19 protein-coding genes and 1 pseudogene are annotated in these 25,996 nt (G+C 74.8%); 4 read left to right on the forward strand and 16 right to left on the reverse strand.

Going from position 1 to position 25,996, the window contains the following annotated elements:
• The 6 genes and pseudogenes from ACFP3U_RS34440 to ACFP3U_RS34465 all read right to left on the reverse strand — a co-directional run.
• Positions 1–223: pseudogene (locus ACFP3U_RS34440) on the reverse strand (hypothetical protein); the annotation flags it as partial.
• 41 nt (positions 224–264) lie between these two features.
• Positions 265–1,332 (reverse strand): ParA family protein, encoded by a 1,068-nt coding sequence (locus ACFP3U_RS34445; RefSeq protein WP_380229704.1) that lies wholly within the window; start codon positions 1,330–1,332, stop codon positions 265–267.
• Positions 1,333–1,803: 471 nt separating this feature from the next.
• Positions 1,804–2,919 carry an alanine dehydrogenase gene (gene ald / locus ACFP3U_RS34450; protein WP_380229705.1) on the reverse strand — a complete coding sequence of 372 codons (1,116 nt, stop codon included), beginning with the start codon at positions 2,917–2,919 and terminating at the stop codon, positions 1,804–1,806.
• 261 nt (positions 2,920–3,180) lie between these two features.
• Positions 3,181–5,229, reverse strand: a complete 2,049-nt coding sequence (locus ACFP3U_RS34455) for a tetratricopeptide repeat protein (protein WP_380229706.1) — start codon at positions 5,227–5,229, stop codon at positions 3,181–3,183.
• 362 nt (positions 5,230–5,591) lie between these two features.
• Entirely contained in the window at positions 5,592–6,236 is a 645-nt protein-coding gene (locus ACFP3U_RS34460; RefSeq protein WP_380229707.1) for an NUDIX domain-containing protein, read from the reverse strand.
• Between the two features lie 94 nt (positions 6,237–6,330).
• Complete coding sequence (locus ACFP3U_RS34465) at positions 6,331–8,016, reverse strand: CTP synthase (protein ID WP_380229708.1); 1,686 nt, start codon at positions 8,014–8,016, stop codon at positions 6,331–6,333.
• A 774-nt stretch (positions 8,017–8,790) separates the two neighbouring features.
• On the opposite strand from ACFP3U_RS34465, the gene ACFP3U_RS34470 reads away from it, so the two are divergent.
• On the forward strand, positions 8,791–10,821 hold the full coding sequence (locus ACFP3U_RS34470) for a glycoside hydrolase family 15 protein (RefSeq protein WP_380229709.1): 2,031 nt from the start codon (positions 8,791–8,793) through the stop codon (positions 10,819–10,821).
• Positions 10,822–10,840: 19 nt separating this feature from the next.
• On the opposite strand, the gene ACFP3U_RS34475 is transcribed toward ACFP3U_RS34470, so the two are convergent.
• From ACFP3U_RS34475 to yczE, 3 genes are all read right to left on the reverse strand, one after another.
• Entirely contained in the window at positions 10,841–12,022 is a 1,182-nt protein-coding gene (locus ACFP3U_RS34475) for a glycosyltransferase family 4 protein (RefSeq protein WP_380229710.1), read from the reverse strand.
• 166 nt (positions 12,023–12,188) lie between these two features.
• Positions 12,189–13,922 carry a DNA repair protein RecN gene (recN, locus tag ACFP3U_RS34480; RefSeq protein WP_380229720.1) on the reverse strand — a complete coding sequence of 578 codons (1,734 nt, stop codon included), beginning with the start codon at positions 13,920–13,922 and terminating at the stop codon, positions 12,189–12,191.
• A gap of 168 nt (positions 13,923–14,090) precedes the next feature.
• Positions 14,091–14,819, reverse strand: a complete 729-nt coding sequence (gene yczE / locus ACFP3U_RS34485) for a membrane protein YczE (protein WP_380229711.1) — start codon at positions 14,817–14,819, stop codon at positions 14,091–14,093.
• A 134-nt stretch (positions 14,820–14,953) separates the two neighbouring features.
• On the opposite strand from yczE, the gene yczR reads away from it, so the two are divergent.
• On the forward strand, positions 14,954–16,468 hold the full coding sequence (gene yczR / locus ACFP3U_RS34490; RefSeq protein WP_380229712.1) for a MocR-like transcription factor YczR: 1,515 nt from the start codon (positions 14,954–14,956) through the stop codon (positions 16,466–16,468).
• 52 nt (positions 16,469–16,520) lie between these two features.
• Here yczR and ACFP3U_RS34495 read toward each other — a convergent pair whose 3' ends face one another.
• The 4 genes from ACFP3U_RS34495 to ACFP3U_RS34510 all read right to left on the reverse strand — a co-directional run bounded on the left by ACFP3U_RS34495 (position 16,521) and on the right by ACFP3U_RS34510 (position 19,385).
• The gene (locus tag ACFP3U_RS34495; RefSeq protein ID WP_380229713.1) at positions 16,521–17,423 is read right to left on the reverse strand and encodes an NAD kinase; all 903 of its coding nucleotides are present in this window, start codon (positions 17,421–17,423) and stop codon (positions 16,521–16,523) included.
• A 92-nt stretch (positions 17,424–17,515) separates the two neighbouring features.
• The gene (locus ACFP3U_RS34500; protein WP_380229721.1) at positions 17,516–18,322 is read right to left on the reverse strand and encodes a TlyA family RNA methyltransferase; all 807 of its coding nucleotides are present in this window, start codon (positions 18,320–18,322) and stop codon (positions 17,516–17,518) included.
• Between the two features lie 45 nt (positions 18,323–18,367).
• A complete protein-coding gene (locus ACFP3U_RS34505; RefSeq protein ID WP_380229714.1) occupies positions 18,368–18,589 on the reverse strand; it encodes a hypothetical protein in 222 nt (73 codons plus the stop codon).
• A complete protein-coding gene (locus tag ACFP3U_RS34510; protein ID WP_380229715.1) occupies positions 18,582–19,385 on the reverse strand; it encodes a hypothetical protein in 804 nt (267 codons plus the stop codon). The genes ACFP3U_RS34505 and ACFP3U_RS34510 overlap by 8 nt, the downstream gene beginning before the upstream one ends.
• A gap of 185 nt (positions 19,386–19,570) precedes the next feature.
• Here ACFP3U_RS34510 and ACFP3U_RS34515 point away from each other — a divergent pair, with 185 nt between their 5' ends.
• Positions 19,571–19,918 (forward strand): alkyl sulfatase C-terminal domain-containing protein, encoded by a 348-nt coding sequence (locus ACFP3U_RS34515; RefSeq protein ID WP_380229716.1) that lies wholly within the window; start codon positions 19,571–19,573, stop codon positions 19,916–19,918.
• Between the two features lie 70 nt (positions 19,919–19,988).
• Here the strand turns inward: ACFP3U_RS34515 and ACFP3U_RS34520 are convergent, their stop codons facing one another.
• Both ACFP3U_RS34520 and ACFP3U_RS34525 read right to left on the reverse strand, forming a co-directional pair.
• The gene (locus ACFP3U_RS34520; RefSeq protein ID WP_380229717.1) at positions 19,989–21,032 is read right to left on the reverse strand and encodes an HAD-IIA family hydrolase; all 1,044 of its coding nucleotides are present in this window, start codon (positions 21,030–21,032) and stop codon (positions 19,989–19,991) included.
• Positions 21,033–21,146: 114 nt separating this feature from the next.
• On the reverse strand, positions 21,147–21,740 hold the full coding sequence (locus tag ACFP3U_RS34525) for a tetratricopeptide repeat protein (protein ID WP_380229718.1): 594 nt from the start codon (positions 21,738–21,740) through the stop codon (positions 21,147–21,149).
• 114 nt (positions 21,741–21,854) lie between these two features.
• On the opposite strand from ACFP3U_RS34525, the gene ACFP3U_RS34530 reads away from it, so the two are divergent.
• On the forward strand, positions 21,855–23,225 hold the full coding sequence (locus ACFP3U_RS34530) for a DUF1015 family protein (protein ID WP_380229719.1): 1,371 nt from the start codon (positions 21,855–21,857) through the stop codon (positions 23,223–23,225).
• 158 nt (positions 23,226–23,383) lie between these two features.
• Here the strand turns inward: ACFP3U_RS34530 and ACFP3U_RS34535 are convergent, their stop codons facing one another.
• Positions 23,384–24,262 (reverse strand): tetratricopeptide repeat protein, encoded by an 879-nt coding sequence (locus ACFP3U_RS34535; RefSeq protein ID WP_380229722.1) that lies wholly within the window; start codon positions 24,260–24,262, stop codon positions 23,384–23,386.
• Positions 24,263–25,996 lie beyond the last annotated feature (1,734 nt).

Here is a 25,996-nt window from a genome sequence, read left to right on the forward strand (position 1 = left end):
CGGGCACGGCCGCGCCCGGCGCACCCGCCGTCCGCCGGCTCCCCGCCGGCTCGCCGGCGCGCTCCGGCCCCTCGCCGTCGGCCGGGCCGAAGCCGCCGGCCGCGGCGGTGCCGTCGACGCCCTCGGCGCCGTCCGCGTCAGTGGAGCCGTTGACCGCCCTGGGGGTCTCCGGTCTGGGCGCCTCGGCGGCCGAACGCGACGCGAGGGACGGCGACAGCGCCATCCCACCCGTGGTTCGGAACAGCTCGTCGGCACCCGGGAGACTCACTCGGCGGGGCGGCACCGGTCGAGCACCTCCCTGGCGAGCTGGCGGTAGGCGGCGGCACCGACCGAATTGGTCGCGTACGTCGTGATCGGCTCGCCGGCGACGGTGGTCTCCGGGAAGCGCACGGTCCGCCCGATGACGGTGTGGAAGACGTGGTCGCCGAACGCCTCGACGACGCGCGCCAGCACCTCACGGCTGTGCACGGTGCGCGAGTCGTACATGGTGGCGAGGATGCCGTCCAGGCGCAGCTCGGGGTTGAGCCGCTCGCAGACCTTCTCGATGGTCTCGGTGAGCAGCGCGACACCGCGCAGCGCGAAGAACTCGCACTCCAGCGGCACGATGACGCTGTGAGCGGCCGTCAGCGCATTGACCGTCAGCAGGCCCAGCGAGGGCTGGCAGTCGATGATGACGAAGTCGTAGTCGGGCAGCAGCGGCTTCAGGGCGCGCGCCAGCGCGGACTCCCGGGCCACCTCGCTGACCAGCTGCACCTCGGCGGCGGAGAGGTCGATGTTGGACGGCAGCAGGTCCATGCCCGGCACGGCCGTCTTCAGCAGCACCTCGTCGGCCGTCAGCCCGCGCTCCATCAGCAGGTTGTAGACCGTGACGTCGAGTTCCATCGGGTTGACGCCGAGTCCGACGGAGAGGGCGCCCTGCGGGTCGAAGTCGACGAGCAGCACGCGGCGGCCGTACTCGGCGAGCGCGGCACCCAGGTTGATGGTCGACGTGGTCTTGCCGACGCCGCCCTTCTGGTTGCACATCGCGATGATCTGCGCGGGGCCGTGCTCGGCCACCGGCGCGGGGATCGGGAAGTACGGCTGCGGGCGCCCGGTCGGGCCGATCCGCTCGCGGCGCTGCCGCGCGGCGTCGGGGGCGAGCGTGGCCGCGTACTCCGGGTCCGGCTCGTACTCGGCGTCGGGGTCGTCGTAGGCGCCGTAGGCGAACTCGCCGTAGGCCAGGCCGTGGGCCGGCAGTTCGGCGTCGTAGTCGGTCACCGTGGTCACCTGTGCCGTGTTCTGGCGTGCTTCGAAAGTACGGAGAGCGACCGAGCCGACCTCGGCCGAGCCCACGGAGGGCTGCCTGGCCCCGGACTCCACACTCGGCTGGCCGGCGGTGTGCTCCGCCAGCCCTGGCTGACCACCCCCGGGAGCAAATGTCGACTCATTCACAAGTCGTCTTACCTCCTTGGGCATCCAGGACTCTATGTCGATTCGTCAGCGTGGCAGCATGCCGACGGTTTGCGACTCTAGGCCGTTCAAGGCGTTCGCAGCAACACAATCCACGGTAGTGGGCAGGATGTGTCGACTATCGGGCAACCCTCTGTCAAGGGATGTGAGGGCCCTTGACCCTAACGTTTCTGCGGTCGGGTGATACGACCCACAGAAATTGACGACAGAGCGACCCACCCACTCCGCCCCCGATGTCATCACGGGGTTCACCCCGCGTTCACACCGCGCGCGGGGACGCAGCGTAACCCCGTTCGCGGGCACGGCGAAGCCCCCGGCCCGAGAATTTCGGAGCGGGGGCGACGCGGATCATGCTCAGGCGAGCACGGACTCCAGGGAGACCGACTCCAGGCCGAAGGCCTCGGCGACGGCGCCGAAGGTGATCTGGCCCTCGTGGACGTTCAGACCCTTGGCGAGCGCGGCGTCGCGGCGCAGCGCGTCCTTCCAGCCGCGGTTGGCCAGCTCGACGACGTACGGCAGCGTCGCGTTGGTCAGCGCGTAGGTGGAGGTGTTCGGGACGGCGCCCGGCATGTTGGCCACGCAGTAGAAGACCGAGTTGTGGACCTGGAAGGTCGGCTCGGCGTGCGTGGTCGGGTGCGAGTCCTCGAAGCAGCCGCCCTGGTCGATGGCGATGTCGACGAGCACGGAGCCCGGCTTCATCCGGGAGACCAGCTCGTTGGTGACGAGCTTCGGGGCCTTGGCGCCCGGGATCAGCACGGCGCCGATGACCAGGTCGGCCTCGATGACGGCCTTCTCCAGCTCGAAGGAGTTGGACATGATGGCCTTGATCTTCGTACCGAAGATCTTGTCGGCCTCGCGCAGCTTGTTGATGTCGCGGTCGAGCAGGGTCACCTCGTAGCCCATGCCGATGGCGATGGTGGCCGCGTGCCAGCCGGAGACGCCGCCGCCGATGACGACGGCCTTGGCCGGGTGGGTGCCGGGAACGCCGCCGGGGAGGGTGCCGCGGCCACCGGCCGGACGCATCAGGTGGTACGAGCCGACCTGCGGGGCCAGCCGGCCCGCGACCTCGGACATCGGGGCGAGCAGCGGCAGGGCGCCGTTGGCGAGCTGCACGGTCTCGTACGCGATGGCGGTGGTGCCGGAGGCGACCAGCGCGTCGGTACCGGCGCGGTCGGCCGCCAGGTGGAGGTAGGTGAAGAGGGTCTGGCCCTTGCGCAGGCGGTGGTACTCCTGCGCGATGGGCTCCTTGACCTTCAGCAGCAGGTCGGCGGTGGCCCACACCTCGTCGGCGGTGGGGAGGATGGTGGCGCCGGCGGCCACGTACTCCTCGTTCGGGATCGAGGAGCCGACACCGGCGTTGTCCTCGATGTAGACCTCGTGTCCGTTGCGGACCAGCTCATGCACGCCGGCGGGCGTGATGGCCACGCGGTACTCGTGGTTCTTGACCTCGCGGGGGATGCCGACCTTCACGGCTAAACACGTCCTCTTGCCATGGGGGTCCCTACCGGAGAAGACCGGCGGGCGGCGCGCACGGGGGGAAGCCTCCGGATGGCACCGGGGCACGGATCGCTGCGCGACTAGGTTCGAGTGTAATGAAGCCCAGGCGGCCTGTCAGCCTTCCAAAGTGAATAAATCCGCCGGACACATTGGCAGGTTCGTAGGCTTCCATCGCGATCTTCCTGCCAAAGCCGTGCCGACCGGGCATCTTCGACAATACTCCCGAAATCCCCCCTACCACCCGGCGGCGAGCCGCTCCCGCAGTTCGGCGAGGGCCGTGCCGACGGCCTCCCGGCCGTGCTCGTCGCCGATCCGGCGCAGCACCGCGAGGGACGCCCGGTACTCCCGCTCGGCCTCGTCGAACCGGCGCTGGGCCGCGTGCGCCTCGGCCACCCGGGCGAGCAGCCGGGCCTCGGCGGCCTGGTCCCCCATCGACTGCCGGACACCCAGCGCCCGGCCGTACCAATCGGCGGCGCGCACGGCGTCGCCGAGCGCCCGGTGGCAGCCCGCCGCGCCCTCCAGCGCGCGGGCACAGAGCGCCTCGTCGTCGGCCGACCGGGCGTGCTCCAGGGCCGCCCGGTAGTGCCCGGAGGCCTGCTCCCAGCGGCCGGCCGCGGCCTGGAGGTCGCCCAGGTTGAGCAGGGCGGCGGAGGCCCGGCGCGGCCGGCCGTTGCGCTCGGCCACCGTCAGCACCAGCTCGTGCAACTGGTAGAGGTCGGCCGGAGCGGCGGCGCCGGTCAGCGGCAGGGCCCGGAGCAGCGCGGTGACCAGGCGGCCGGCCGAGCCGTCGAGATCGCCCTGGCCGATCGCGTCGCCGACCGCGCCGAGCAGCTGGTCCCGCTCGCCGAGCAGCCACTCCCGGGCGTGCGCGGCGGACTTCAGCCGCAGCGGCGCGGGCAGCGGATCGGAGCCGGGAGCGTCCGTCGGGTCGAGCAGCGCCCGGGCGGACTCGGTGAGCCGCACCAGCCGCTCCAGCAGCCGGGCCCGGGCCAGCTCGACCTCGGCGGGCCGGTCCTCCCGCTCGCGCAGCCGGACCAGCCGGGGGTGGAGCCGGCCCGGGACGCGGTAGCGGGCGGTGCCGTCGGCGGCCGGCGGCTCCCCGGCGAGCAGCTCCCGCTCGGCGAGCGCGGCCAGCGTCGCGGCGGCCTCCGGCGCCGGGCAGCCGACCAGCGCGGAGGCGGTCCGCGGGTCGGCGCACTGGGCGGGGGCCAGGGTCAGCGCCCGCAGCATCCGGGCCTGCCCGGCGGTGAGACCGGCGTAGGCCAGGGTGAAGGCGCCGACCAGCGGGTCGCTGTCGGGCACCGGGACGGGCTCGGCGGGCTCCGGCCCGGGACGCACCCAGGCCGCCGGGTCACGGACCGGCTCCACCGGCGGCACCGCCACGGCCTGCCGCTTCCCCTTCTCCCCCTTCTCCCTGCTCTCCTTGCTGTCCTTGCTGTCCTTGCTCTTCTCCGTACCCTCCGGCGGTGCCGTCGGGCCCTTCGCATCCTTCCCCGCCCCCGCCTCGGCGACGGCCCGCACCAGCTCCTTCGCCGCCTCCGTCACCGCCAGCTCGGGCTTGCCGCGCAGCCGGCCGGCCATCAGCCGCAGCGCCGCCGGCTGGGAGCCGCAGGCCTCCGCGAGGTCCGCCCCGCCCACCGGGTCGCAGCCGATCCGGGTCCCGCCGACCAGGTCGCCGAGCAGCTCGACCGCCGCCGGCCGGTCCAGTCCGCCGAGGATGACCGGGTCGATGCCCTCGATCCCGGTGAGCGGCCCGGCCGTGGTGGCGAGCACCAGGCAGCCGGGCTCGTCCGCGAGCAGCGGCCACAGCTGCCCGGCGTCGCGGACGTCGTCCAGCAGCAGCAGCACCCGCCGCCCGGCCAGCGCCCCGCGCAGCGCGACGCACGCCGGGTCGTCCCGGCCGTCCTCGACGGCGCCGGGCAGCGGGACGCCGGCGGTGTCCGCGCCGAACTGCTCCAGCAGCCGGCGGGCGGCCCGGGCGGGCGGCACCCGGCCGCCGTCGGGGGCGGACAGCCGGGCGAACAGCACACCGTCGGGGTACTGGGCGGCGACGGTGACGGCGAACCGGACGGCCAGCGCGGTACGGCCCGAGCCGGGCCGCCCGGCCAGCACCAGCACCGGGCTGCGGCCCTCGGCCGGACGCGCGGCGGCGGCCCGGAGCGCGGACAGTTCGGTGCGCCGGCCGACGAACAGGGCGGGGCCGGCGGGCAGCCGGTCCAGCCCGGGAACACGCTCGGCGGGCGCGCCGGTCCCGGCCTCCATGGTCGCCGTCTTCCTCGCCACCCGTGCACTCCCGACGTCACCCAGCGCTCACCGGAGGCCGCCCGCGACGGACGCCCCGTCTGCGAAGCGTAGTTCGGCCGTCCGCCCCGACCGAGGTGACATCCGGTCGTACGAACCGGTAAATCACCCCCCCGGCCGAAACCCCGCCCGCAGGACCCCCTGCCCCGAGCCCCGACCCAGACGCCGTGGCCCCGAGCCCGAGCCCCCACCTACCCGCCGTGACCCCCACCAGGCACGACCGCGAGCGAGCCGAAGGGGCGCGCCGGTGCCGAAAGGGAGAAGCGAGGACGACGCGACGAAGGAGCGGCGTTGGAGCGCCGACCGTCGGCGCCGGGTCAAAGCGCCCCGGAGGCGAGCCGAGCCTAAATAAAGGGCCTCGCCGGCCAGGGTGCGTCGGCCGGCCGCAGGGCGTCCAGCCCGCCCGGCCCGTGCAGCGCCGCGTGGACCGCCAGGGTGCCGGTGATCAGGGTGGGGTTGTGCAGCTCCCCCGCGTGGATCAGCCGGATCAGCTCCTCTACCGGCACCCGGGCGGACTCCAGCTCCAGCTCCTCGCCGTGCGCCTCGTACCGCTCCCCCTCCGCCTCGGCGAGGTCGGTGGCGAGGAAGAGCCGCAGCGCCTCGTCGGTGCCACCGGGCGAGGTGTAGAAGTCGACCAGCACCCGCCAGCTGCCGGCCTTGCAGTGGGCCTCCTCGTACAGCTCGCGCTGCGCGGCGTGCAGCGGGTTCTCGCCGGGTACATCGAGCAGCCCGGCCGGGAGCTCCCAGAGGCGCTGGCGGACGGGGTGGCGGTACTGGCGCAGGATCAGCACCCGCTGCCGGTCGTCCAGGGCGAGGACGGAGACCGAGCCGGGGTGGGTCTGGTAGTCGCGGCGGGCCCAGCTGCCGTCGGGCATCCGGACCTCCTCGGTGCGCACCCCGGTGACCCGGCCCTGGAAGGGGGTGCTGCTCCCCCGGATCTCCCACTCCTCCGCCACGTCGGCGACATCGACGGTGCTGCGGTCGTCCATCACGCTCTCCCCTTTTCGTCAGTACGACACAATCTAACGCCGAACGGCGGCCCCGCAGGAATCGCGGGGCCGCCGTTCGGGCAACGGGCCGGGGCTACTGGGCGTCCGCCGGGGCCGTCTTGATCTCGATCGCGGCCTTCACCAGACCCGCGAAGAGCGGGTGCGGGCGGGTCGGCCGGGACTTCAGCTCCGGGTGGGCCTGGGTGGCCACCAGGTAGGGGTGCACCTCGCGCGGGTACTCGACGTACTCGACCAGGTCACCCTTCGGGGAGAGGCCGGAGAACCGCAGGCCGGTCTTCTCGAGGTCCGCCCGGTAGGCGTTGTTGACCTCGTAGCGGTGGCGGTGGCGCTCCTCGACGTACTGCTCGCCGCCGTAGACCTCGCGGACGATCGAGCCCTCGGCGAGCTTGGCCGGGTAGAGGCCCAGGCGCATGGTGCCGCCCAGGTCGCCCTTGCCGTCGACGATGGCCAGCTGCTCGGCCATGGTGGAGACGACCGGGTGCTTGGCGGCGGCGTCGAACTCGGTCGAGTTGGCCTCGGGCAGGCCGGCCAGGTTGCGGGCGGCCTCGATGACCACGCACTGCAGGCCCAGGCAGAGGCCCAGCAGCGGGATCCGGTTCTCGCGGGCGTAGGTGATCGCGCCGACCTTGCCGTTGACGCCGCGGTCGCCGAAGCCGCCGGGGATGCAGATCGCGTCGACGTCGCCGAGCTGCTCCTGCGCGCCCTCGGGGGTCTCGCAGTCGTCGGAGGTGACCCACTTGATCTCGACCCGGGCGTTGTTGGCGAAGCCGCCGGCGCGCAGCGCCTCGGTCACCGACAGGTAGGCGTCCGGCAGGTCGATGTACTTGCCGACCAGGGCGACCTTGACGATGTGCTGCGGCTCGTGGACGCGGCGCAGCAGGTCGTCCCAGGTGGTCCAGTCCACGTCGCGGAACGGCAGGTCCAGACGGCGGACGACATAGGCGTCCAGGCCCTCGCCGTGCAGCACCTTGGGGATGTCGTAGATCGACTTGGCGTCGATCGCGGCGACCACGGCCTCCTCGTCGACGTCGCACATCAGCGAGATCTTGCGCTTGATCGCCTGCGGGACCTCGCGGTCGGCGCGCAGCACGACCGCGTCCGGCTGGATGCCGATGTTGCGCAGCGCGGCGACGGAGTGCTGGGTCGGCTTGGTCTTCAGCTCGCCGGAGGGGCCGATGTAGGGGAGCAGGGAGACGTGGACGAAGAAGACGTTGTCCCGGCCGACCTCGTGGCGGACCTGGCGGACGGCCTCCAGGAAGGGCAGCGACTCGATGTCGCCGACGGTGCCGCCGACCTCGGTGATCACCACGTCGACGTCCTCGGTCGCCATCCGGCGGATCCGGGACTTGATCTCGTTGGTGATGTGCGGGATGACCTGGACGGTGTCGCCGAGGTACTCGCCGCGGCGCTCCTTGGCGATGACGGTCGAGTACACCTGGCCGGTGGTGACGTTGGCCGAGCCGTGCAGGTTGGTGTCGAGGAACCGCTCGTAGTGGCCGATGTCGAGGTCGGTCTCGGCGCCGTCGTCGGTGACGAAGACCTCACCGTGCTGGAACGGGTTCATGGTGCCCGGGTCCACGTTGAGGTACGGGTCGAGCTTCTGCATCGTGACACGCAGGCCGCGGGCCTTGAGCAGGGCACCGAGGCTGGAGGCGGTGAGGCCCTTGCCGAGCGACGAGGCGACACCCCCGGTGACGAAGAGGTGCTTGGTCGTCACGGCGCGGCCGTTCGATGCCTTGCCGGAATGGGGCTGTGCCAAGAGGGGGCTCCCGTGGGTCGCGAGTCGAAGGTGACGTGGTGGGAGGCTCGCGGCTGCCGTTGCGACGACGAGAGCGGTGCTGCGCACGGCGCCCTGAGGGTCGTCGGTCCGGTCGGTCCGGGGCGTTTGATCCCACCGGTCCACGGGATACCAGGGTATCAGTGACCCGGCCCGGACGCGTTCCGCCCCGCCGTCGGCCGGGCCGCGGACGGCCCGGTGGCGGTCGGGGACCGGAGGGGGCGCTCCGGGGGCGTACGCCAGGCGCACCCACGGCGCACCTTCCGGCGCAGCCGTCCCACCCGCCGCACCACCGGCCCGTCCGGGCCACCTCCCGGTGGTCCGGACCGGCTCGGCCGGGCCATCCCCGGATCCCCGGTTCAGGCCATCCGGAGCTGATCCTTCCGAGCCATCCTGGCCGCCACTCCCACGATGCGCGGTATTTCCGCCGAAATGCGGCGCCACATCGCGCTGCGCCCGCGTGCTTCGCCCCTTTCGTCCGTCGTAAGCTGCTCGGACGCATCGCCGACAACACGAGCACGCGGAGGGCGTGGGAGGGTCAGGAACCTCTCGGTCCCCGATGCGCGACCGGACCTCCCCGTATTCCCGCTCCTCCCACCCACCCAGAGGCTCGACCGAGCCCTCGTGGACACTCCGGCAAAGCCCCCACCACCCCGCGGAGGCCGGACGTCCCGGGGTGGCCCCCGGTCCCGCGGTCCCGCTGCTCCCCCTCGGATCGCCGATGCGTCGTGACCACATTGCGAACTTGGAGATCACGTGGCCGGCCGTATCGAGGACTACGCACTTATCGGGGACATGCAGACCGCGGCCCTCGTCAGCAGGGACGGAGCGGTGGACTGGCTCTGCCTGCCCCGGTTCGACTCGCCGGCGGTCTTCGCCGGCCTGCTCGGCACCGACGAACACGGCTTCTGGCGGATCGGCCCCGCCGAGGCGGTGGCCACCGCACTGCCCCACCCGGCCGCCGCGCCCGCCGACCCGGCCGATGCACCGGCCGACGCCTCTGCCGCCGCCGCGCGCCTGCTGCTCGCCGACACCGGCGACCTGCGGGTCCCGCCGCCGACCGCCGCCGCCCCCGCCGTACCCGCCGACCGCCGCCGCTACCGGGGCGACTCGCTGATCCTGGAACAGGAGTGGGACGCCCAGGGCGGCACCGTCCGGGTGATCGACTTCATGCCGCCCCGCCCGCTGGCCGGGAAGGACGCCGTCCCCCAGGTGATCCGGATCGTCGAGGGCGTGGCCGGCACCGTGCGGATGCGCTCGGCCCTGCGGATGCGGTTCAGCTACGGCCGGATCGTCCCCTGGGTGCACCGGGTGGAGCAGCCCGACGGCGGCCACCGCACCGTCGCCGTGGCCGGCCCCGACTCGGTCTGGCTGGACGGCGAGGCCGACACCTACGGCCGCAACCTGACCACCTACGCCGACTTCACCGTGCGGGCCGGTGAGCGGATCGCCTTCGCGCTCACCTGGCAGGCCTCCCACCTGGAGCCGCCGACCGCCCCGGAGGCCGAGGTGCTGCTCGACGCCACCGCGGACTTCTGGCACGAGTGGGTCGGCCAGTGCACCTACCAGGGGCCCTACCGGGAGGCCGTGGTCCGCTCGCTGATCACCCTCAAGGGCCTCACCTACGCCCCCACCGGCGGCATCGTCGCCGCTCCCACCACCTCGCTGCCCGAGGACATCGGCGGTGAGCGCAACTGGGACTACCGCTACACCTGGCTCCGGGACGCCGCGATCACCCTCTCCTCCCTGCTGCGCACCGGCTACCGCGACGAGGCCCGGGCCTGGCGCGAGTGGCTGCTGCGGGCGGTGGCCGGCGACCCGGAGAACCTGCAGATCATGTACGGCATCGCCGGCGAGCGCGAGCTCACCGAGTCCTCGCTGGACTGGCTGCCCGGCTACGAGGGCTCCCAGCCGGTGCGGGTCGGCAACGGCGCGGCCGGCCAGCTCCAGCTGGACGTCTACGGCGAGGTCGTCGAGGCGCTGCACCTGGCCCACATGACCGGCCTGGTCCGCAACGACCACGCCCACCACCTCCAGCTGCGGCTCATCGAGTACCTGGAGGAGCACTGGCAGGAGCCGGACGAGGGCATCTGGGAGGTGCGCGGTCCGCGCCGGCACTTCGTCCACTCCAAGGTGATGGCCTGGGTGGCGGTCGACCGCACCATCAAGCTGCTGGAGCAGACCCCCGAGGACGCCCCGTCCGGCGGCCACCTGGAGCGCTGGCGGGAGCTGCGCGACACCATCCACCGGGACGTCTGCGAGAAGGGCTACGACCCGGGCCGCAACACCTTCACCCAGTACTACGGCGGCAAGGAGCTGGACGCCTCGCTGCTGCTGATCCCGCAGGTCGGCTTCCTGCCGCCGGACGACAAGCGCGTCATCGGCACGATCGAGGCGATCCAGCGCGAACTGTCCACCGAGGACGGCTTCGTGCTGCGTTATCCGACCCACGATGAGAGCGGTAACAATGTCGATGGCCTCTCCGGCCACGAGGGCGCCTTCCTGGCCTGCTCGTTCTGGCTGGCCGACGACCTCGCGATGATCGGCCGGGTGCAGGAGGCGCGGGAGCTGTTCGACCGGCTGCTGTCGCTGCGCAACGACCTCGGGCTGCTCGCCGAGGAGTGGGACCCGCGGCTCAAGCGCCAGGTCGGCAACTTCCCGCAGGCGTTCAGCCACGTCCCGCTGATCGACACCGCGCTGCGGCTGACCGCCTGCGGCGGCGCCTACCTGTCGGCCCAGCCGGACGGCCCGGCGGTCGAGCGGACCGGCGAACAGGCCACCGTCTGACCCGCCGCCACCGTCGCGTTCACCGGTCGCGCTGCACCAGTTCGTCGTAGGTGCTGAGGACCTGGGCGACGGTGGCGGCCTCGTCCGGCCAGGTCTGCGCCTGCTGCCGGCCGGCCGCCACCAGGCGCTCGCGGCGCTCCGGGTCGGCCAGCAGCGCGCGCACCGCCCCGCCGAGCGCAGCCGCGTCCCCGGGCGGCACCAGCACGGCGGCGTCGCCGACCAGTTCGGGGATGCCGCCGACGGCCGTGGCGACCACCGGGACGCCGGCCCGCATCGCCTCCTGGACCACCAGGGAGCGGGCCTCCCAGCGGCTGGAGACCACCAGCACGTCGGCGGCGGCCAGCAGGTCGGGCACATCGGTGCGGTAGCCGAGCAGCCGCGCCGGCAGCTTCTCGGCGGCCACCCGCTCGCGCAGCCCGGCGGCCTCCGGGCCGTCCCCGGCGAGCAGCAGCAGCGGCTCCGGGTCCAGGGCGGCCAGCTCGCGGGTCGCGTCCAGCAGCAGCCCGAAGGCCTTCTGCGGGACGACCCGGCCGACCGCGAGGACCAGCGGGCGGTCCGGTCCGTCGCCGAGCAGCGCCGCCCTGGCCTCCGCCCGCGCCAGCCGCCGCTCGGGCATCGGCGGGGCCGCGACCGGGCCGAGCCGGGCGTCGGTGGCGCCGAGTTCGCGGGCCCGGGCCACCAGGTCGGAGGAGGCGCCGAGGACGAGGTCGGCGGCCCGCGCCACCCGGCGCTCCATCAGCCGCTGGAGGCGGCGCTCCATGCCGGTCGCGAGCAGCGCGTGGTGCGAGGTCACCACCAGCGGCGTCTCCGGGCGCAGGCCGGGGAAGCGGCCGGCGGTGCGCAGCGCGAGGTCGGACAGCAGGGCCGCGCGCAGGCCGTGGGCGTGCACCACGTCGGCGCCGGTGAAGGCGCGGCGCAGCTCGCCGATCGCGGTGGCGTCGCTGCGGGCGCCCGCGGTGGGGGTGATGTCGACCAGGTGGAACCGCGCGCCGGTGCGGGAGAAGCCGAACAGCGCGTCAGTACCGGCGGGGGCGCACACCGTGACGGTCACTCCGTGCGCGACCAGGCCCTGTGCCAGGGAGCGCACGTGCGCACCGATGCCGCCGCTACTGGCGGCCAGGACGAACACCACGTGCAGCTGCCCCGGTTCGGGGGTGGCCGCGGCAGCCCGGGCGGCGGAATGGTCCACGTCGTCTCGCATCCGACTCGATCAGCTACGCGCGCCCCGGTCGGGGGTTTCCCGCCGGCGGCGCTCGGGACAGGAAGGGCCAGTGTCCAGCCGCCACCATGCCAGGTCGGCGGCCCTCTTGGACAGTCGGCGCCCCCGGCGGGGCGCGTCGTGGCCGGTCCGTGAGGGCCGCCCGGCGTCAGCGGTGGCGGGGGGCGCGGGCCGCGGCGAGCAACTCCTCCGCGTGCGCCCGGCCGAGCTCGGAGTCCTCCAGGCCGGCCAGCATCCGGGAGAGCTCGCGCACCCGCTCCTCGTCGTTCAGCACCTTGACGCCGCTGCGGGTCACGGTGCCGTCGTTGGTCTTCTCGACCACCAGGTGGCGGTCGGCGAAGGCGGCCACCTGCGGCAGGTGGGTGACCACGACGACCTGGGCGCTCTCGGCCAGCTTGGCGAGCCGGCGGCCGATCTCGACCGCGGCCTTGCCGCCCACGCCCGCGTCCACCTCGTCGAAGAGATAGGTGGGGACGGGGTCGGCGCCGGCGAAGACCACCTCGACGGCGAGCATCACCCGGGACAGCTCACCGCCCGAGGCGCCCTTGGCGATCGGCCGGGGCTGGGCGCCGGGGTGCGGGGCGAGCAGCACCTCGACCTCGTCCACGCCGTGCGGACCGTACGCGACGGTCCGGCCCTCGATCTCGATCCCCGAGAGGTCGTCGACCCGGCTGAGCGAGAAGGTGACCCGGGCGTGCGGCATGGCCAGCTCGGCGAGTTCGGCGGAGACGGCCTCCGCGAAGCGCCCGGCGGCGGCCTGCCGGGCGGCCGAGACCTCGACCGCGAGCTCGGCCAGGTCGGCGCGGAGCGCCGTCTCCAGGGCGCCGAGCTCGTCGATCCGGTCGTCGTCGCCGTCGAGTTCGGCGAGCCGCGCGGCGGCGTCCTCGGCCCAGGCGATCACCTCGGCCAGCGCGTTCTCCGGGCCGCCGTACTTGCGCAGCAGCTGGGCCAGCACGGCCCGGCGGTCCTCGACGGCGGCGAGGCGGACCGGGTCGGCGTCCAGGTCGTCGGCGTAGCCGGCCAGGTCGCCGGCCACGTCGGCGAGCAGGTAGCCGACCTCGTTGAGCCGGTCGGCGAGGCCGGCCAGCCGCTCGTCGTGGTGGCGGACGGCGTCCAGCGCGCGGCGGGCCTGGGCGAGCAGGGTGCCCGCGTCCAGCGCCTCAGGGTCGGCCGGGTCGCCGGCCAGCGCGGCGTGCGCGAGGGTCGCGGCGGAGGAGAGCGCGTCGGCGTGGCCGAGCCGCTCGGCCTCGGCGGACAACTCCTCGTCCTCGCCGGCCACCGGCTCGGCGGCGGCCACCTCGTCGAGGCCGAAGCGCAGCAGGTCGGCCTCCTGGGCGCGCTCGCGGGCCCGGGTGGTCAGCTCCTCCAGGGTCGCGGAGACCTCGCGCAGCCGCCGGTGGACCTCGCGGTAGCGGGCCAGCGGCTCGGCGACGGACTCGCCCGCGTACCGGTCGAGGGCGCCGCGCTGGCGGGCCGGGCGCAGCAGCCGCTGCTGGTCGGTCTGGCCGTGCACGGCGATGAGGTCCTCGCCGAGCTCGGTGAGCAGGCCGACCGGGACGGACCGGCCGCCGACGTGGGCGCGGGAGCGGCCCTCGGCGGAGACGGTCCGGCTGATCAGCAGGGCGCCGTCGTCGAGCTCGGCGCCGGCCTCGACGGCCCGCGCGGCCACCGGCGAGCCGGGGGGCAGTTGGAGGCGGCCCTCGACCACCGCGCGGTCGCTGCCGTTGCGCACCAGCCCGGGGTCGGCGCGGCCGCCGAGCAGCAGGCCGAGGCTGGTCACCACCATGGTCTTGCCGGCTCCGGTCTCGCCGGTCACCGCAGTGAAGCCGGGGGCGAGTTCGACAACCGCGTCGTCGATGACCCCAAGATCCCGTATCCGCATCTCGTCCAACACGGAGACGACCTTACGAGGTTCCGCCCCCGCCGCGCGACGAGCGGCAACGACGCGCGGCAACTCCGCGCCCCGAAGTTCATCCCTTCCGGGCGTTTCCGAGCCCGTCGGGCCGGGCGCTGGACCGTCCCTTCGCACCCGGCCGATCCGGCCCACCCGCTACTCGACCCGTCCGGCCTTCCCGGCTTTCCCGGCCGGCGCGGCGGCCTGCGCGGCCTGCTCGGCGGTGGGCACCGTGCACCAGGGCAGGAAGAACTGCGCGAGCGGGCCGATCGCCAGCGCGTACGCGACGGTGCCGACCCCGGCCGTGCCGCCGAGCAGGACGCCCACGGCCAGCACGGTCAGCTCGATCCCGGTACGGATCAGCCGCAGCGAACGGCCGGTGCGCCGGTGCAGGCCGGTCATCAGCCCGTCCCGCGGCCCGGGGCCGAGCCGGGCGCCGATGTAGAGCCCGGTGGCCAGACCGTTGAGCACGATCGCGGCGACCATCAGGGCGATCCGGCCGGCGAGCGGCCCGGGCGAGCCGACGAACCGCAGGGTGACGTCCATCGCGGCGCCGATCACCAGGACGTTGGCGACGGTGCCGACGCCGGGCAGCTGGCGCAGCGGTATCCAGAGCAGCAGCACCAGCGCGCCGCAGATGGTCACCCAGGCGCCCACCGAGAGGCCGAAGCTGCCCTGGAGGCCCTGGTGGAACACGTCCCAGGGGTCGAGCCCGAGGCCGGAGCGCAGCATCAGGCCCATGCTGACGCCGTAGAGGGCGAGGCCGACGAAGAGCTGCGGCAGGCGGCGGCCCAGGGCGTGGGTGTCGCCCAGCAGCCGGACGAGGGGGCCGGGCCGCGCGGGGGTGTCGGCGGAGGTGGACGGGAGGGTGCTCGTGGTGGCCATGGATTCTCCGGGCAGGTGGTGCTGCACCGCCGGCGAGGGGCCCGACGGTGGCGGACTCGACGGCCGCCCTGCCATGATGGCCAAGCCAACAGGGCTCACGACAGGGCCAATCACGAGCAAGTGGACTGATCACCTTGGCCGACTGGCAGACCACCGTCACTCCCCCGGCGCTCGCCCGGCTGCTCGCCACCGCACGGCTCCCCGAACCGCCCGGCACCGCCCGCCGCCCCGCCTACCGCACGCTCGCCGCCCGGATCCGGCTGCTGGTCTCCGAGGGCCGGCTGCCGGTCGGCGCCCGGCTGCCCGCCGAGCGCGAGCTCGCCCTGGCCCTGGGGCTCAGCCGCACCACCGTCGCCACCGCCTACGAGGCCCTGCGGACCGAGGGCTACCTGCACAGCCGGCGCGGCTCCGGCAGCTGGACCGCCCTGCCCGAGGGCTCCGCCCCGCCCAGCGACGCCCTGCACCCCGTCCCGCCGGACGAGCAGGGCCACGTCCTGGACCTCGGCGTCGCCGCCCTGCCCGCCCCGCAGCCCTTCCTCTCCGCAGCGGCCGCCCGCGCCGTCGAGCAGTTGCCCGCGTACGCCGCCGGGCACGGCCACTACCCGACCGGCGTCCCGGTGCTGCGCGAGGCGGTGGCCCGCCGCTTCACCGAGCGCGGCCTGCCGACCACCCCGGACCAGATCCTGATCACCATCGGCGCGATGGGCGCCCTGCACCTCGTCCGGCAGGCCCTGCTCAGCCGCGGCGACCGGGTCGCCGTCGACGCCCCCAGCTACGCCCACACCCTCCAGGCCCTGCGGCTCACCGAGGCCCGGCTGGTCCCCGTCCCGCTGGCCGAGGCGCCGGGCCGCGGGGGCACGGCCGCCTGGGACCTGCCGCAGTGGCGGCGGGTGCTGAGCGGGGCCGCGCCGAAGGCCGCCTACGTGATCCCCGACTTCCACAACCCGACCGGCGCGCTGATCGACGAGGAACAGCGGCGCGAACTGCTCGCCGCCGCCCGGTCCGCCGGCACCGTCGTCCTGGTCGACGAGACGACCGCCGAACTCGGCTGGGGCGTGCCCGAGGGCACGCCGCTCCCCCGCCCCACCGCCGCGCTGGACCGCGCCGCCCAGGTGGTCACCGTCGGCTCGGCCGGGAAGCTGCTCTGGGGCGGCCTGCGGATCGGCTGGGTGCGCGCCGCGCCCGCGCTCGTCCGCCGGCTGGCCACCACCCGGGTCTACAGCGACGTCGGCGCCCCCGTGCTGGAGCAGCTGATCGCCGCCGAGCTGCTGACCGCCGACCTGCCGGCCGTCCGCGAGCACCAGCTGACCCGGCTGCGGGACACCGCCGGGGCGTTCACCGCGACGCTCCGCGAGCAGCTGCCGCACTGGAGCTTCGCCGTGCCGCCGGGCGGGCTCTGCCTCTGGGTCGCCACCGGCGGGGTGTCGGGCGCGGCGCTGGCCCGGGCCGGCGAGCGCGCCGGGGTCCGGCTCGCGGCCGGCAACCGGTTCGGCTCCGACGGCGCCTTCGAGCACCACATCCGGATCCCGCTCACCGTGCCCGCCCCGGCCGTGCCGGACGCGGTGCGCCGGCTGGCGGAGACCGCCGCCCGGGCCGAGGACGACGGCGGGTGGCGGGGCTCCGAGGACCACCAGCCGCTCGCGGTCTGACGGTCCGACGGTCCGGCGGACCCGACGGGGTCCGCCGGACCGCGCACCTACCTCAGTGGGTGTCCGCCCGACCGCGCCAACCGGTCACCGGCAGCGCGAACTTGGCCACCAGCCGGTCGGTGAACGGCGCCCGGTGCAGCCGGGCCAGCCGCACCGGCGTCTGCCCCCGGCGTACCTCCACCCGCGCCCCGGCCGGCAGTTCGACCGAGCGCCGGCCGTCGCACCAGAGCACCCCGTGCGGGGTCTTCGGCTGCACCTCCACCGCCAGCACCGAGTCCGGCGAGGTCACCAGCGGACGGGCGAACAGCGCGTGCGCGCTGATCGGCACCATCAGCAGCGCCTCCACCTCCGGCCAGACCACCGGCCCGCCACCGGAGAAGGCGTACGCCGTCGAACCGGTCGGCGTCGCGCACACCACGCCGTCGCAGCCGAAGTTGGAGACCGGGCGGCCGTCCACCTCGGTCACCACCTCCAGCATCCGCTCCCGGGCCGCCTTCTCGATCGAGGCCTCGTTCAACGCCCAGTCGTGGTGCACCACGTCGCCGTTGGTCCGGACGATCACGTCGAGGGTCATCCGCTCCTCGACCTCGTAGTCGGCCTCGACCACCCGCTCGACCACCACCGCCAGGTCGTCCCGCTCGGCCTCGGCCAGGAACCCGACCCGGCCCAGGTTGATGCCGAGCATCGGCAGTCCGTGCTCGCGGGCCAGTTCGGCTCCGCGCAGCAGCGTCCCGTCCCCGCCCGCGACCAGGATCAGCTCGCAGCCGTCCGCCGCGCCGGGCCCCCCGGCCACCGTCTCCACGCCGTCCGGCAGGTCCAGGTCGACCGCCTCCGCGGCCAGCAGTCTGATCCGGATCCCCGCCTTCAGCAGGCCGTGCACCAGTCCCTCGACACTGCGCAGCGCCGCCTCGCGGCCCGTGTGCGCGATCAGGAAGACCGTACGTTCACCACTCATGCCCGCTGCCCTCTCCCTACGCCGGCCGGGTCGTCGTCGGCCCGGTACGGCCGCGCCAACCAGCATGCCGGACCGGACGTCCGCAGAGCACCCTATCGGGGCCCCTCGGCGACGGCCCGGTCCGCCTCGGCGGGGTCCAGCGCGGGCGCGTCCCGGCGCATCCAGAGGAAGTACTCGACATTTCCGGACGGCCCGGGCAGCGGGCTCGCGGTGACCGCCCGCACGCCCAACCCGAGCTCCCACGCCTGTCCGGCCACCTGGCGCACCATCTCGGCGCGCAGCTGCGGGCTGCGGACCACCCCGCCGCTGCCCAGGCGGTCCTTGCCGATCTCGAACTGCGGCTTGACCATCAGCACCAGGTCCGCGTCCGCGGCGGCGCAGCCGGCCAGCGCGGGCAGCACCAGCCCCAGCGAGATGAACGACAGGTCCCCGACCACCAGGTCGACCGGCGTGCCGCCGATCATCTCCGGGGTCAGCTCCCGGACGTTGGTGCGGTCCATCACGGTGACCCGCTCGTCGCTCTGCAGCGACCAGGCCAGCTGCCCGTAGCCGACGTCCACCGCCAGCACGTGGGCGGCGCCCGCCCGCAGCAGCACGTCCGTGAACCCGCCGGTGGAGGCGCCCGCGTCCAGCGCCCGGCGCCCCTCGACGACCAGGCCCTGCGGCACGAACGCCGCGAACGCCCCGGCGAGCTTGTGGCCGCCGCGCGAGACGTAGTCGGGGTCGTTCTCGTCCTTGGCCACCACGACCGCCGCCGCGGTCTCCACCTGGGTGGCCGGCTTGGTCGCGGTGGTCCCGCCGACCGTCACCCGGCCGGCCGCGATCAGCTCGGAGGCGTGCTCCCGCGACCGGGCCAGCTTGCGGCGGACCAGCTCCGCGTCGAGTCGGCGTCGTGCCACTGCCACTGGTGTTTCAGCTCCTACGGTGGTTCCCGCTCGCCCCGGTCAGTCCCGGTCGAGCGCGGCCAGCGTGTCGGCGAGCCGCTGATGGACATCTTCGTACACCGGGAGGTGCGCGTCCGTCGGCACCCCGTCCAGCGCCGCCAGCCGGGCCAGCCCGGCGTCCACGGCCGGGTGCCCGGTGGGCGTCAGCTCGACGCCGAGCGGCGAGGGCTCACCCGTCAGAGGGACGGGGGCGGGCCCGGGGCGGCCCTCCGGCTCAGGCATCGGGCTTCTTCGTGGTGCTGGTCCGGCGCACAGTGGTCTTCCGGGTGGCGGTCCGCTTGGCGGGCGGCTGGTCCGGCCCGGCCTCGGTCGCCTTCCGCCCGCTCGCCGTCCCCTTCGCGGTCGAGGTCTTCTTGACGGCCGTCTTCTTCACCGCCGTCTTCTTGGCGGCGGGCTTCCCGGCGGCCGCGGTCTTCTTGGCGGCGGCGGGCTTGCGCACCGCCGCCTTCTTCTCGGGGGCCGGATTCTCGGGGGCCGGAGCCGTGGCCGGAGCCGGAGCCGCCACCGCCGTCCCGTTCGGCGGCACCGGCGGGTCGACCTCCACCGGCTCGTCCACCGCTATCCGCTCGGCCTCCGCCGAACCCTTGGTCTCCTGCTCCCAGCCGTCCTCGAACAGCCCGCCCGCCCGGGGCGCCGGCGCGGCCGGGGCGAACCCGGCGCGCTCCGCCTGCGCCTCCTCGTCCTCGACCTCGCGCAGCTTGCTCTCCAGGTAGGCCAGCACCACGCCCACCTTGGTCACCTGGTCGCCGACCTTCTCGAAGACCTTCTCGACCTCGCCGCGCGCCACCCCGACCGCCATGTCCACCCCGGCCCGGCCGGCGGTCAGCGCCTCGTCGGCGAGAGTCTGCAGCGACTGCGCCGACGGGGGGAACTGCCCGCCCAGCCGGCGCTCCACCTCCGCGACATCGATCCCGCCCTTCTCCAGCAGGCCGGCCGCCGTCCCGACGACCCGCTTGCCGACCTCCTCCACCAGTACGGCCGCGGCCGCCACCGCTCCTCGTACCGTCTTCGGCAGCATCCGGGTGCCTCCCATTCGCCTGCGCGCATCGCGCCGTCGTCCCGGTGCCCGGACGAATCCGGGCATCCCACGGACGACGCTACCGCCAAAACCCTCCTGCGGTACCGTGGCCCGTCAGGTCCTGTCGCCGGGCCCGGCCGGCCCGCCGGGGCGCGGCGGCCCGTCCGGGGAGGAAATCCGCCGCCATGGCCAACGCCGAGGAGTGCCGCGAGGCACTGCAGCAGCTCAGCCACAACCTCGCCAAGGCCACCGGTGACGCCCGCAAGGCCGCCGCTCTGGACCGCTCGCTCAGCTGCCGGATCACCGACCTCGACCTGACCTTCACCGGGCGGCTGCGCGCCGGCAGCATCCAGGACATCGAGCAGCGCCCCGGCGGCCCGGCCGAGAAGGCCGACCTCCGGCTCACCATGAGCAGCGACGACCTGCTGGCCCTGGTCGGCGGGCGGCTCAACTTCGCCTCCGCCTGGGCCGGCGGCCGGATCAGGCTGGAGGCCGGCTTCCGCGACCTGCTGCGGCTGCGCACCCTGCTCTGACCCGGCCCCGGGACGGCGACGGCCGGACGACTCACCCGCCCGGCCGCCGATCCCGCTGCCGCCCGCGCGCTCAGAAGCCCAGCTCGGCCAGCGCCTTCCGCCCGTCCACCGGCTCACCGTCCGCGTCCAGCGCCGTCCACGCCGCCGCGCAGAGCGCCCGCAGCCCGTCCCAGCGGTCCGCGCCGTCGCCCTCCAGCCGCAGCACGCCGTCCTGCGCCACCGCGACGAACCCGCCGCAGCCGAACCCGCCGCCCGTCGCAGCCGTCACCGCCGCGTGCGCGGTCAGCAGCCCCCGCAGGTCCGCCGCCAGGTACGTCGGCCGGTGCTCGGCCGGCGCCGCCAGCAACTGCGCCGGCGTGGTCACCCCGGTGAACACCAGCAGGCTGTCCACCCCGCCGTTGAACGCGCCCTCGATGTCGGTGTCCAGCCGGTCGCCGACCACCAGCGGCCGCTTCGCGCCGGTCCGCAGCACCGTCTCCCGGTGCATCGGCGGCAGCGGCTTGCCCGCCACCTCCGGCTCCACCCCGGTCGCCGCCCGCACCGCCGCCACCAGCATCCCGTTGCCCGGCGCGATCCCGCGCGCCGTCGGCACCGTCACATCGGTGTTGGACGCCACCCACGGCAGCCCGGCCTGCACCGCGTACGAGGCCTCCGCCAGCTGCGGCCAGCCCACCGAGGCGTCGAAGCCCTGGACCACCGCCAGCGGCTCCTCGGCCAGCGTCCGGACGGTGACCAGGCCGCGCTCGGCCAGCGCCTCCTCCAGGCCCAGCCCGCCGACCACCAGCACCTTCGAGCCGGCCGGCAGCTTCTCGGCGAGCACCCGGGCTGCCGCCTGGGCGGAGTTGATCACGTCCGCCGGCTCGGCCGGCACCCCCAGCTCGGTCAGGTGCTCGGCGACCACCCGGGGCGGCCGGGAGGCGTTGTTGGTCACGTACGCCAGCCGCATCCCGGACCCGCGGGCCGCGTCGAGCGACTCCACGGCGTACTCGATCGCGTGCGGCCCGGCGTACACGACGCCGTCGAGGTCCAGCAGCGCCGTGTCGTACGCCTCGGTCAGCGGCAGCTCGCTGCCGCCCGGGGCGGTCCGTCGCACGGTGGTGGCCGTCTCGGTCATGCCTGCTCTACCTCACTCATCGCGTCAGTCGTGCTCGTCGGTGCCCGTCGGCGCTCTTCCACGCTCGCCGGTGCTCCCGGTGCTCGTCGGGCCTCGGTTGCCCGCCGACCGGGCTCAGCCGTCCTGCCGGTCCCGATCACCCGTCGGCTCCGGACCCGCCGTGGTTCCCGGGCCCCCCGCGGTTCCGGGCCCCGCCTCCCCGGCCGGCGGCTCCAGGTACCCCGGCGCCCCCGGCAGCAGCGGGCCGAACGCCCCGGCCCGGGCCGCCAGCGTCGCCCGGGTCTGCCGCAGCGCGGCCCGGTAGTGGTCCATCTCCGGCCGCATCGCCACGGCCAGCGCGAGGTGCTCGGCGGAGGTCTCGAAATCCCCCAGCCGGGCCGCCGCCACACCCCACCCGAACTGAGCGTAGTCGTCCGAGGGATCGGCCAGCGCCACGGCCCGGAAGTTCTCCAGCGCCGCCGCGTACGCACCCGCGTCGAACTGCGCCCGGGCCAGCGCCTCCCGGATGCTGCGCGAGGCCGGCTCGGCCGCCGCCGCCCGCGCCAGCAGCTGCTCGGCCGCCGCCGGATTACCCTGCGCGAGCAGCTTCACACCCCGGCGGAACCACTCGTAGACATCGCCCGCCGGCTCGCCGGACCGCCGCTGCTGCCCCGGCAGCCCACCACCGCCGGACCCGGTGCCCGCACCGCCACCAGCGCCGTCGTCCATCCTCTCGTCACGCTCCTCCACCCCGAACCTCGCCCTCGGTCACGACACCCGCCCACCGGTCCCGCACGGGTGTTCCGATCTCTGAACAACGCGTACCCGGTTACGATGCCCAGAATGAGCACACCCAGTGCAGAAAGCGGAGTGGAGTCTCCGCAGGGCGGCCCCGGCGATCCCGGGCACGTCGCCACCGCAGGCCTGTCCCTGTCCCCGTTCCGCGGCCTCAGGTACGTCCCCGACCGGGTCGGTGCCCTGGCCGCCGTCACCTCACCCCCGTACGACGTCGTCGACCCCGGCCGGCGGCTCGATCTGGAGACCGCCGACCCGCACAACGTCGTCCGGCTGATCCTGCCGCGCCCCGAGCCCGAGGACACCGGCGACCGCCCCGACCGCGACACCCGCTACCGGCATGCCGCCCGGCTGCTGCGCGAGTGGCAGCGCGAGGGCGTCCTGGCCGCCGACCCCGAGCCGGCCCTCTACGTGTACGAGCAGCGCGTGCCCGCCACCGGCGACAGCCCCGAGGTGCTCCAGCGCGGACTCATCGGCGCCCTCGCCGTCAGCGGCAGCGAGGCCGGCGTGGTCCTCCCCCACGAGGACGTGATGCCCCGGCCGGTCGCCGACCGGGTCGGCCTGATGCGCACCACCCGGGCCAACCTCGAACCGCTGCTGCTCACCTACCGCGGCGGCGGCGGGGCGTCCGACGTCGTCGAACGCGCCGTCCGCGCCGAGCCGCTGCTCACCACGACCACCACCGACGGCACCCACCACCGGCTGTGGGCCGTCACCGACCCCGCCGAGATCGCCGAGATCGCCCGCGACCTGGCCACCTGCCGCGCCCTCATCGCCGACGGCCACCACCGCTGGGAGATGTACCTGCGGCTCCAGCGCGAACACCGGCACCTGCCGCGCAGCCCCTGGGACCGCGGCCTGGTGCTGCTGGTCGACACCGCCCGCTATCCGCTGCGGGTGCGCGCCATCCACCGCGTGCTGTACCGCCTGCCGCTCGACGAGGCCCTGCGACGGCTCGGCGACCAGTGGCAGGTCAAGGAGGTCCCCGGCCCGCTGGACACCGCGCTGCAGGCACTCGCCGAGCAGAAGCGGCACGGCGGCAGCGGCTTCCTGCTCACCGGCGGGGACGGCGTCTACCACCTCGTCGGCGACCCCGACGAGGCCCTGCTGGACGCCACCGTGCCGCGCGACAAGCCCGAGGAGTGGCGCCACCTGGACGCCACCGTCCTGCATGCCACCCTGCTCGACCACACCTGGCAGGTCCCCGACGGCCCCGACGACATCGGCTACCTGCACACCGCCGTCGCCGCCGAGCGCGAGGCCGCCCGCACCGGCGGGACGGCCGTCCTGCTGCACCCGGTGCGGGAGAGCGTGGTCCGCCGGCTCGCCGAGCAGGGCGTCACGATGCCGCGCAAGTCCACCTCCTTCGGCCCGAAGCCGGCCACCGGCCTGGTGCTGCGCAACCTCGAACTGGGCTGACGACGCGGCGGCCCCGACCCGCTCCGGCGCGGTCGCCGCACCGCCACGCTGGCCCGAAACGCAGTGAGGCCCTGCCGCACTCCGGATCTCCCGGGGTGCGGCAGGGCCTCACTCGTCACGGCCGCCGTTCGTCGGCGGCCCGTCGACTACCTGTCCGACTACTTGTCCTTGTCGGCGTCGGCGGCGCGCTCCGGCACCACACCGTCGAACTCGTCGTCGATCTCGAGGTCGTCCTCGTCGTAGAACTCCTCGACGTCCTCCTCGTCCTCGAAGATGACCTGCTCGTCCGAGGCCTCGCCGCCCTTGCGCTTGACCGGCTCGGCGACGGCCGGCTCGGCCTCCTCCTCGGCGAACTCCGGGTCGAGCGCGTCGACGAACTCCACACCGTCGATCTCGGCGAGGCGCTCGGCGGCGTTGGTCGTGCCGTCGGTGTCCGCCTCGACGGCCTTGGCGAACCAGTCACGGGCCTCGTCGCCACGGCCGGCCGCGATCAGCGCGTCGGCGTAGGCGTACCGCAGACGCGCGGTCCACGGGTGCACGGCGGGCGAGGCCAGCTCGGGGCTCTGCAGGGTGACGACGGCCGCGTCGAACTGCTCCATGTCGGCCCGCGCACCGGCCGCGACCAGGCGCATCTCGACCTGGCCGGCCTTGTCCAGCTGCTTGACCTCGGGCTCGCCGGCCATCGCCAGCGCCCGCTCCGGGCGGCCCAGGCCGCGCTCGCAGTCGGCCATCACCGGCCACAGGTCCGCACGACCGGTCATCCGGCGGGCGGCGCGGAACTCGGTCAGGGCCTCCGAGTAGCGCTGGGTCACGTACGAGGCGAAGCCGGCCGCCTCACGGACGGCGGCGACGCGGGAGGCCAGTCGCAGCGCGACGCGGGAGTACTGGTAGGCCTCCTCCGGCTCGCTGTCGAGCAGGCGGGCGACCATCACCAGGTTGCGGGCGACATCGTCGGCGAGCGTCTTGGGCAGGCTCTTGAGCTCCTGGCGCACGTCCGCGTCGATCTCGAAGCCGGTGACGTCCTCCGGGATCGGCAGGCGCTTGACCGGCTCGTAGTTGCCCCGGCGGTCGTCCTGGTCCCGGCCGCCGCGCTCGTCGCGGCCACCGCGGTAGCCGCCCCGGTCGTCGCGCCCGCCGCGGTACCCACCGCGGTCGTCACGGCCGCCACGGTCGTAGCCGCCCGACGGGCGGTCGCCACGGTCGTCGCGGCGGAAGCCACCACCGGAGGGGCGGTCACCGCGGTCGTCCCGGCGGAAGCCGCCACGGTCGCCACCACGGTCGTCACGGTCATCGCGACGGAACCCACCCGGACGGTCGTCGCGGCGGAAGCCACCGCCGCCGTAGGGGCGGTCGCCGCCACGGTCGTCACGGCGGAACCCGCCGCCCGAGGGACGGTCACCGCGGTCGTCACGACGCGGACGGTCGTCACGGTCGTCCCGACGGAACCCGCCCGGACGGTCGTCGCGACGGAAGCCGCCACCGGTGGGACGGTCGCCACGGTCATCGCGGCGGAACCCACCCGGACGGTCGTCGCGGTCACGGCCGAAGCCGCCGCCGGAGGGACGGTCGTCGCGACGGAAGCCACCACCGGTGGGACGGTCACCACGGTCGTCCCGGCGGAACCCGCCGCCGGTGGGGCGGTCGCCACGGTCGTCACGGCGGAATCCGCCCGGACGGTCGTCACGGTCACGGCCGAAGCCGCCGCCCGAGGGACGGTCGCCACGGTCGTCACGGCGGAATCCGCCCGGACGGTCATCGCGGTCACGGCCGAAGCCACCGCCGGAGGGGCGGTCGTCGCGACGGAAGCCGCCACCCGACGGACGGTCACCGCGGTCGTCACGACGCGGACGGTCGTCACGGTCGTCCCGACGGAACCCGCCCGGACGGTCGTCGCGGCGGAAGCCGCCACCAGCGGGGCGGTCGCCGCGGTCGTCACGACGGAAGCCACCACCGGTGGGGCGGTCGCCACGGTCGTCACGGCGGAATCCGCCCGGACGGTCATCGCGGTCACGGCCGAAGCCACCGCCGGAGGGGCGGTCGTCGCGACGGAAGCCGCCACCCGACGGACGGTCGCCACGGTCGTCGCGACGGAACCCGCCGCCGGTGGGGCGGTCACCGCGGTCGTCACGGCGGAAGCCGCCCGGACGGTCGTCACGGTCACGGCCGAAGCCGCCACCCGACGGACGGTCACCGCGGTCATCGCGACGGAAGCCACCGCCGCCGCCACCGCCGCCATACGGACGGTCGCCGCCGCTGCGGTAGCCGCCACGGTCGCCACCGCGGTCATCGCGGTCGCGCCCGTAGCCGCCGCCGGTGGGGCGGTCGCCGCGGTCGTCGCGACGGAACCCGCCACGGTCGCCGCCGCGGTCGTCGCGGCCGGCGCGGTCGTCACGGCGCGGACCACGGTCGTTGGACCAGCCCCCGCGGGACCGGGGCTCGTAGCCGCGGCCGTCGTCCGATCGACGCTCGGGACGGTCCTGGGGCTGGTTCGCCATCGTGGTGACTCCTTCTGCTTCTTCATCTCCACCGCGACCCGGGCAGCACCACTGCCCTCGCGCGGTTCGGCGCCGGCCTCCTGGCCGTGCACCTTCTCCATTGTCCGGCATCCAGGGACACCCCGCGTCTGGGCGGAAGTCCCTGTTCTGCCGGTCGTACACACATGCGCACAACGCAAAAAAGCCGCAGCCCCCAGCGAATCGCTGGGGGCCGCGGCTTTGAATGATTGTTCGGCGGCGTCCTACTCTCCCACAGGGTCCCCCCTGCAGTACCAT

This window comes from Kitasatospora misakiensis (assembly GCF_042656005.1).
GTDB lineage: Bacteria > Actinomycetota > Actinomycetes > Streptomycetales > Streptomycetaceae > Kitasatospora > Kitasatospora misakiensis.

What these genes read in the sequence shown, in the direction of transcription:
- ACFP3U_RS34460 (WP_380229707.1), bottom strand. Translation starts at nt 6,236, where the DNA reads ATGGACGACCGCAGCACCGTCGATGTCGCCGACGTGGCGGAGGAGTGG.
- ACFP3U_RS34475 (WP_380229710.1), bottom strand. Translation starts at nt 12,022, where the DNA reads ATGCGAGACGACGTGGACCATTCCGCCGCCCGGGCTGCCGCGGCCACC.
- recN (WP_380229720.1), bottom strand. Translation starts at nt 13,922, where the DNA reads ATGCGGATACGGGATCTTGGGGTCATCGACGACGCGGTTGTCGAACTC.
- yczE (WP_380229711.1), bottom strand. Translation starts at nt 14,819, where the DNA reads ATGGCCACCACGAGCACCCTCCCGTCCACCTCCGCCGACACCCCCGCG.
- ACFP3U_RS34495 (WP_380229713.1), bottom strand. Translation starts at nt 17,423, where the DNA reads ATGAGTGGTGAACGTACGGTCTTCCTGATCGCGCACACGGGCCGCGAG.
- ACFP3U_RS34505 (WP_380229714.1), bottom strand. Translation starts at nt 18,589, where the DNA reads ATGCCTGAGCCGGAGGGCCGCCCCGGGCCCGCCCCCGTCCCTCTGACG.
- ACFP3U_RS34510 (WP_380229715.1), bottom strand. Translation starts at nt 19,385, where the DNA reads ATGCTGCCGAAGACGGTACGAGGAGCGGTGGCGGCCGCGGCCGTACTG.
- ACFP3U_RS34515 (WP_380229716.1), top strand. Translation starts at nt 19,571, where the DNA reads ATGGCCAACGCCGAGGAGTGCCGCGAGGCACTGCAGCAGCTCAGCCAC.
- ACFP3U_RS34520 (WP_380229717.1), bottom strand. Translation starts at nt 21,032, where the DNA reads ATGACCGAGACGGCCACCACCGTGCGACGGACCGCCCCGGGCGGCAGC.
- ACFP3U_RS34525 (WP_380229718.1), bottom strand. Translation starts at nt 21,740, where the DNA reads ATGGACGACGGCGCTGGTGGCGGTGCGGGCACCGGGTCCGGCGGTGGT.
- ACFP3U_RS34530 (WP_380229719.1), top strand. Translation starts at nt 21,855, where the DNA reads ATGAGCACACCCAGTGCAGAAAGCGGAGTGGAGTCTCCGCAGGGCGGC.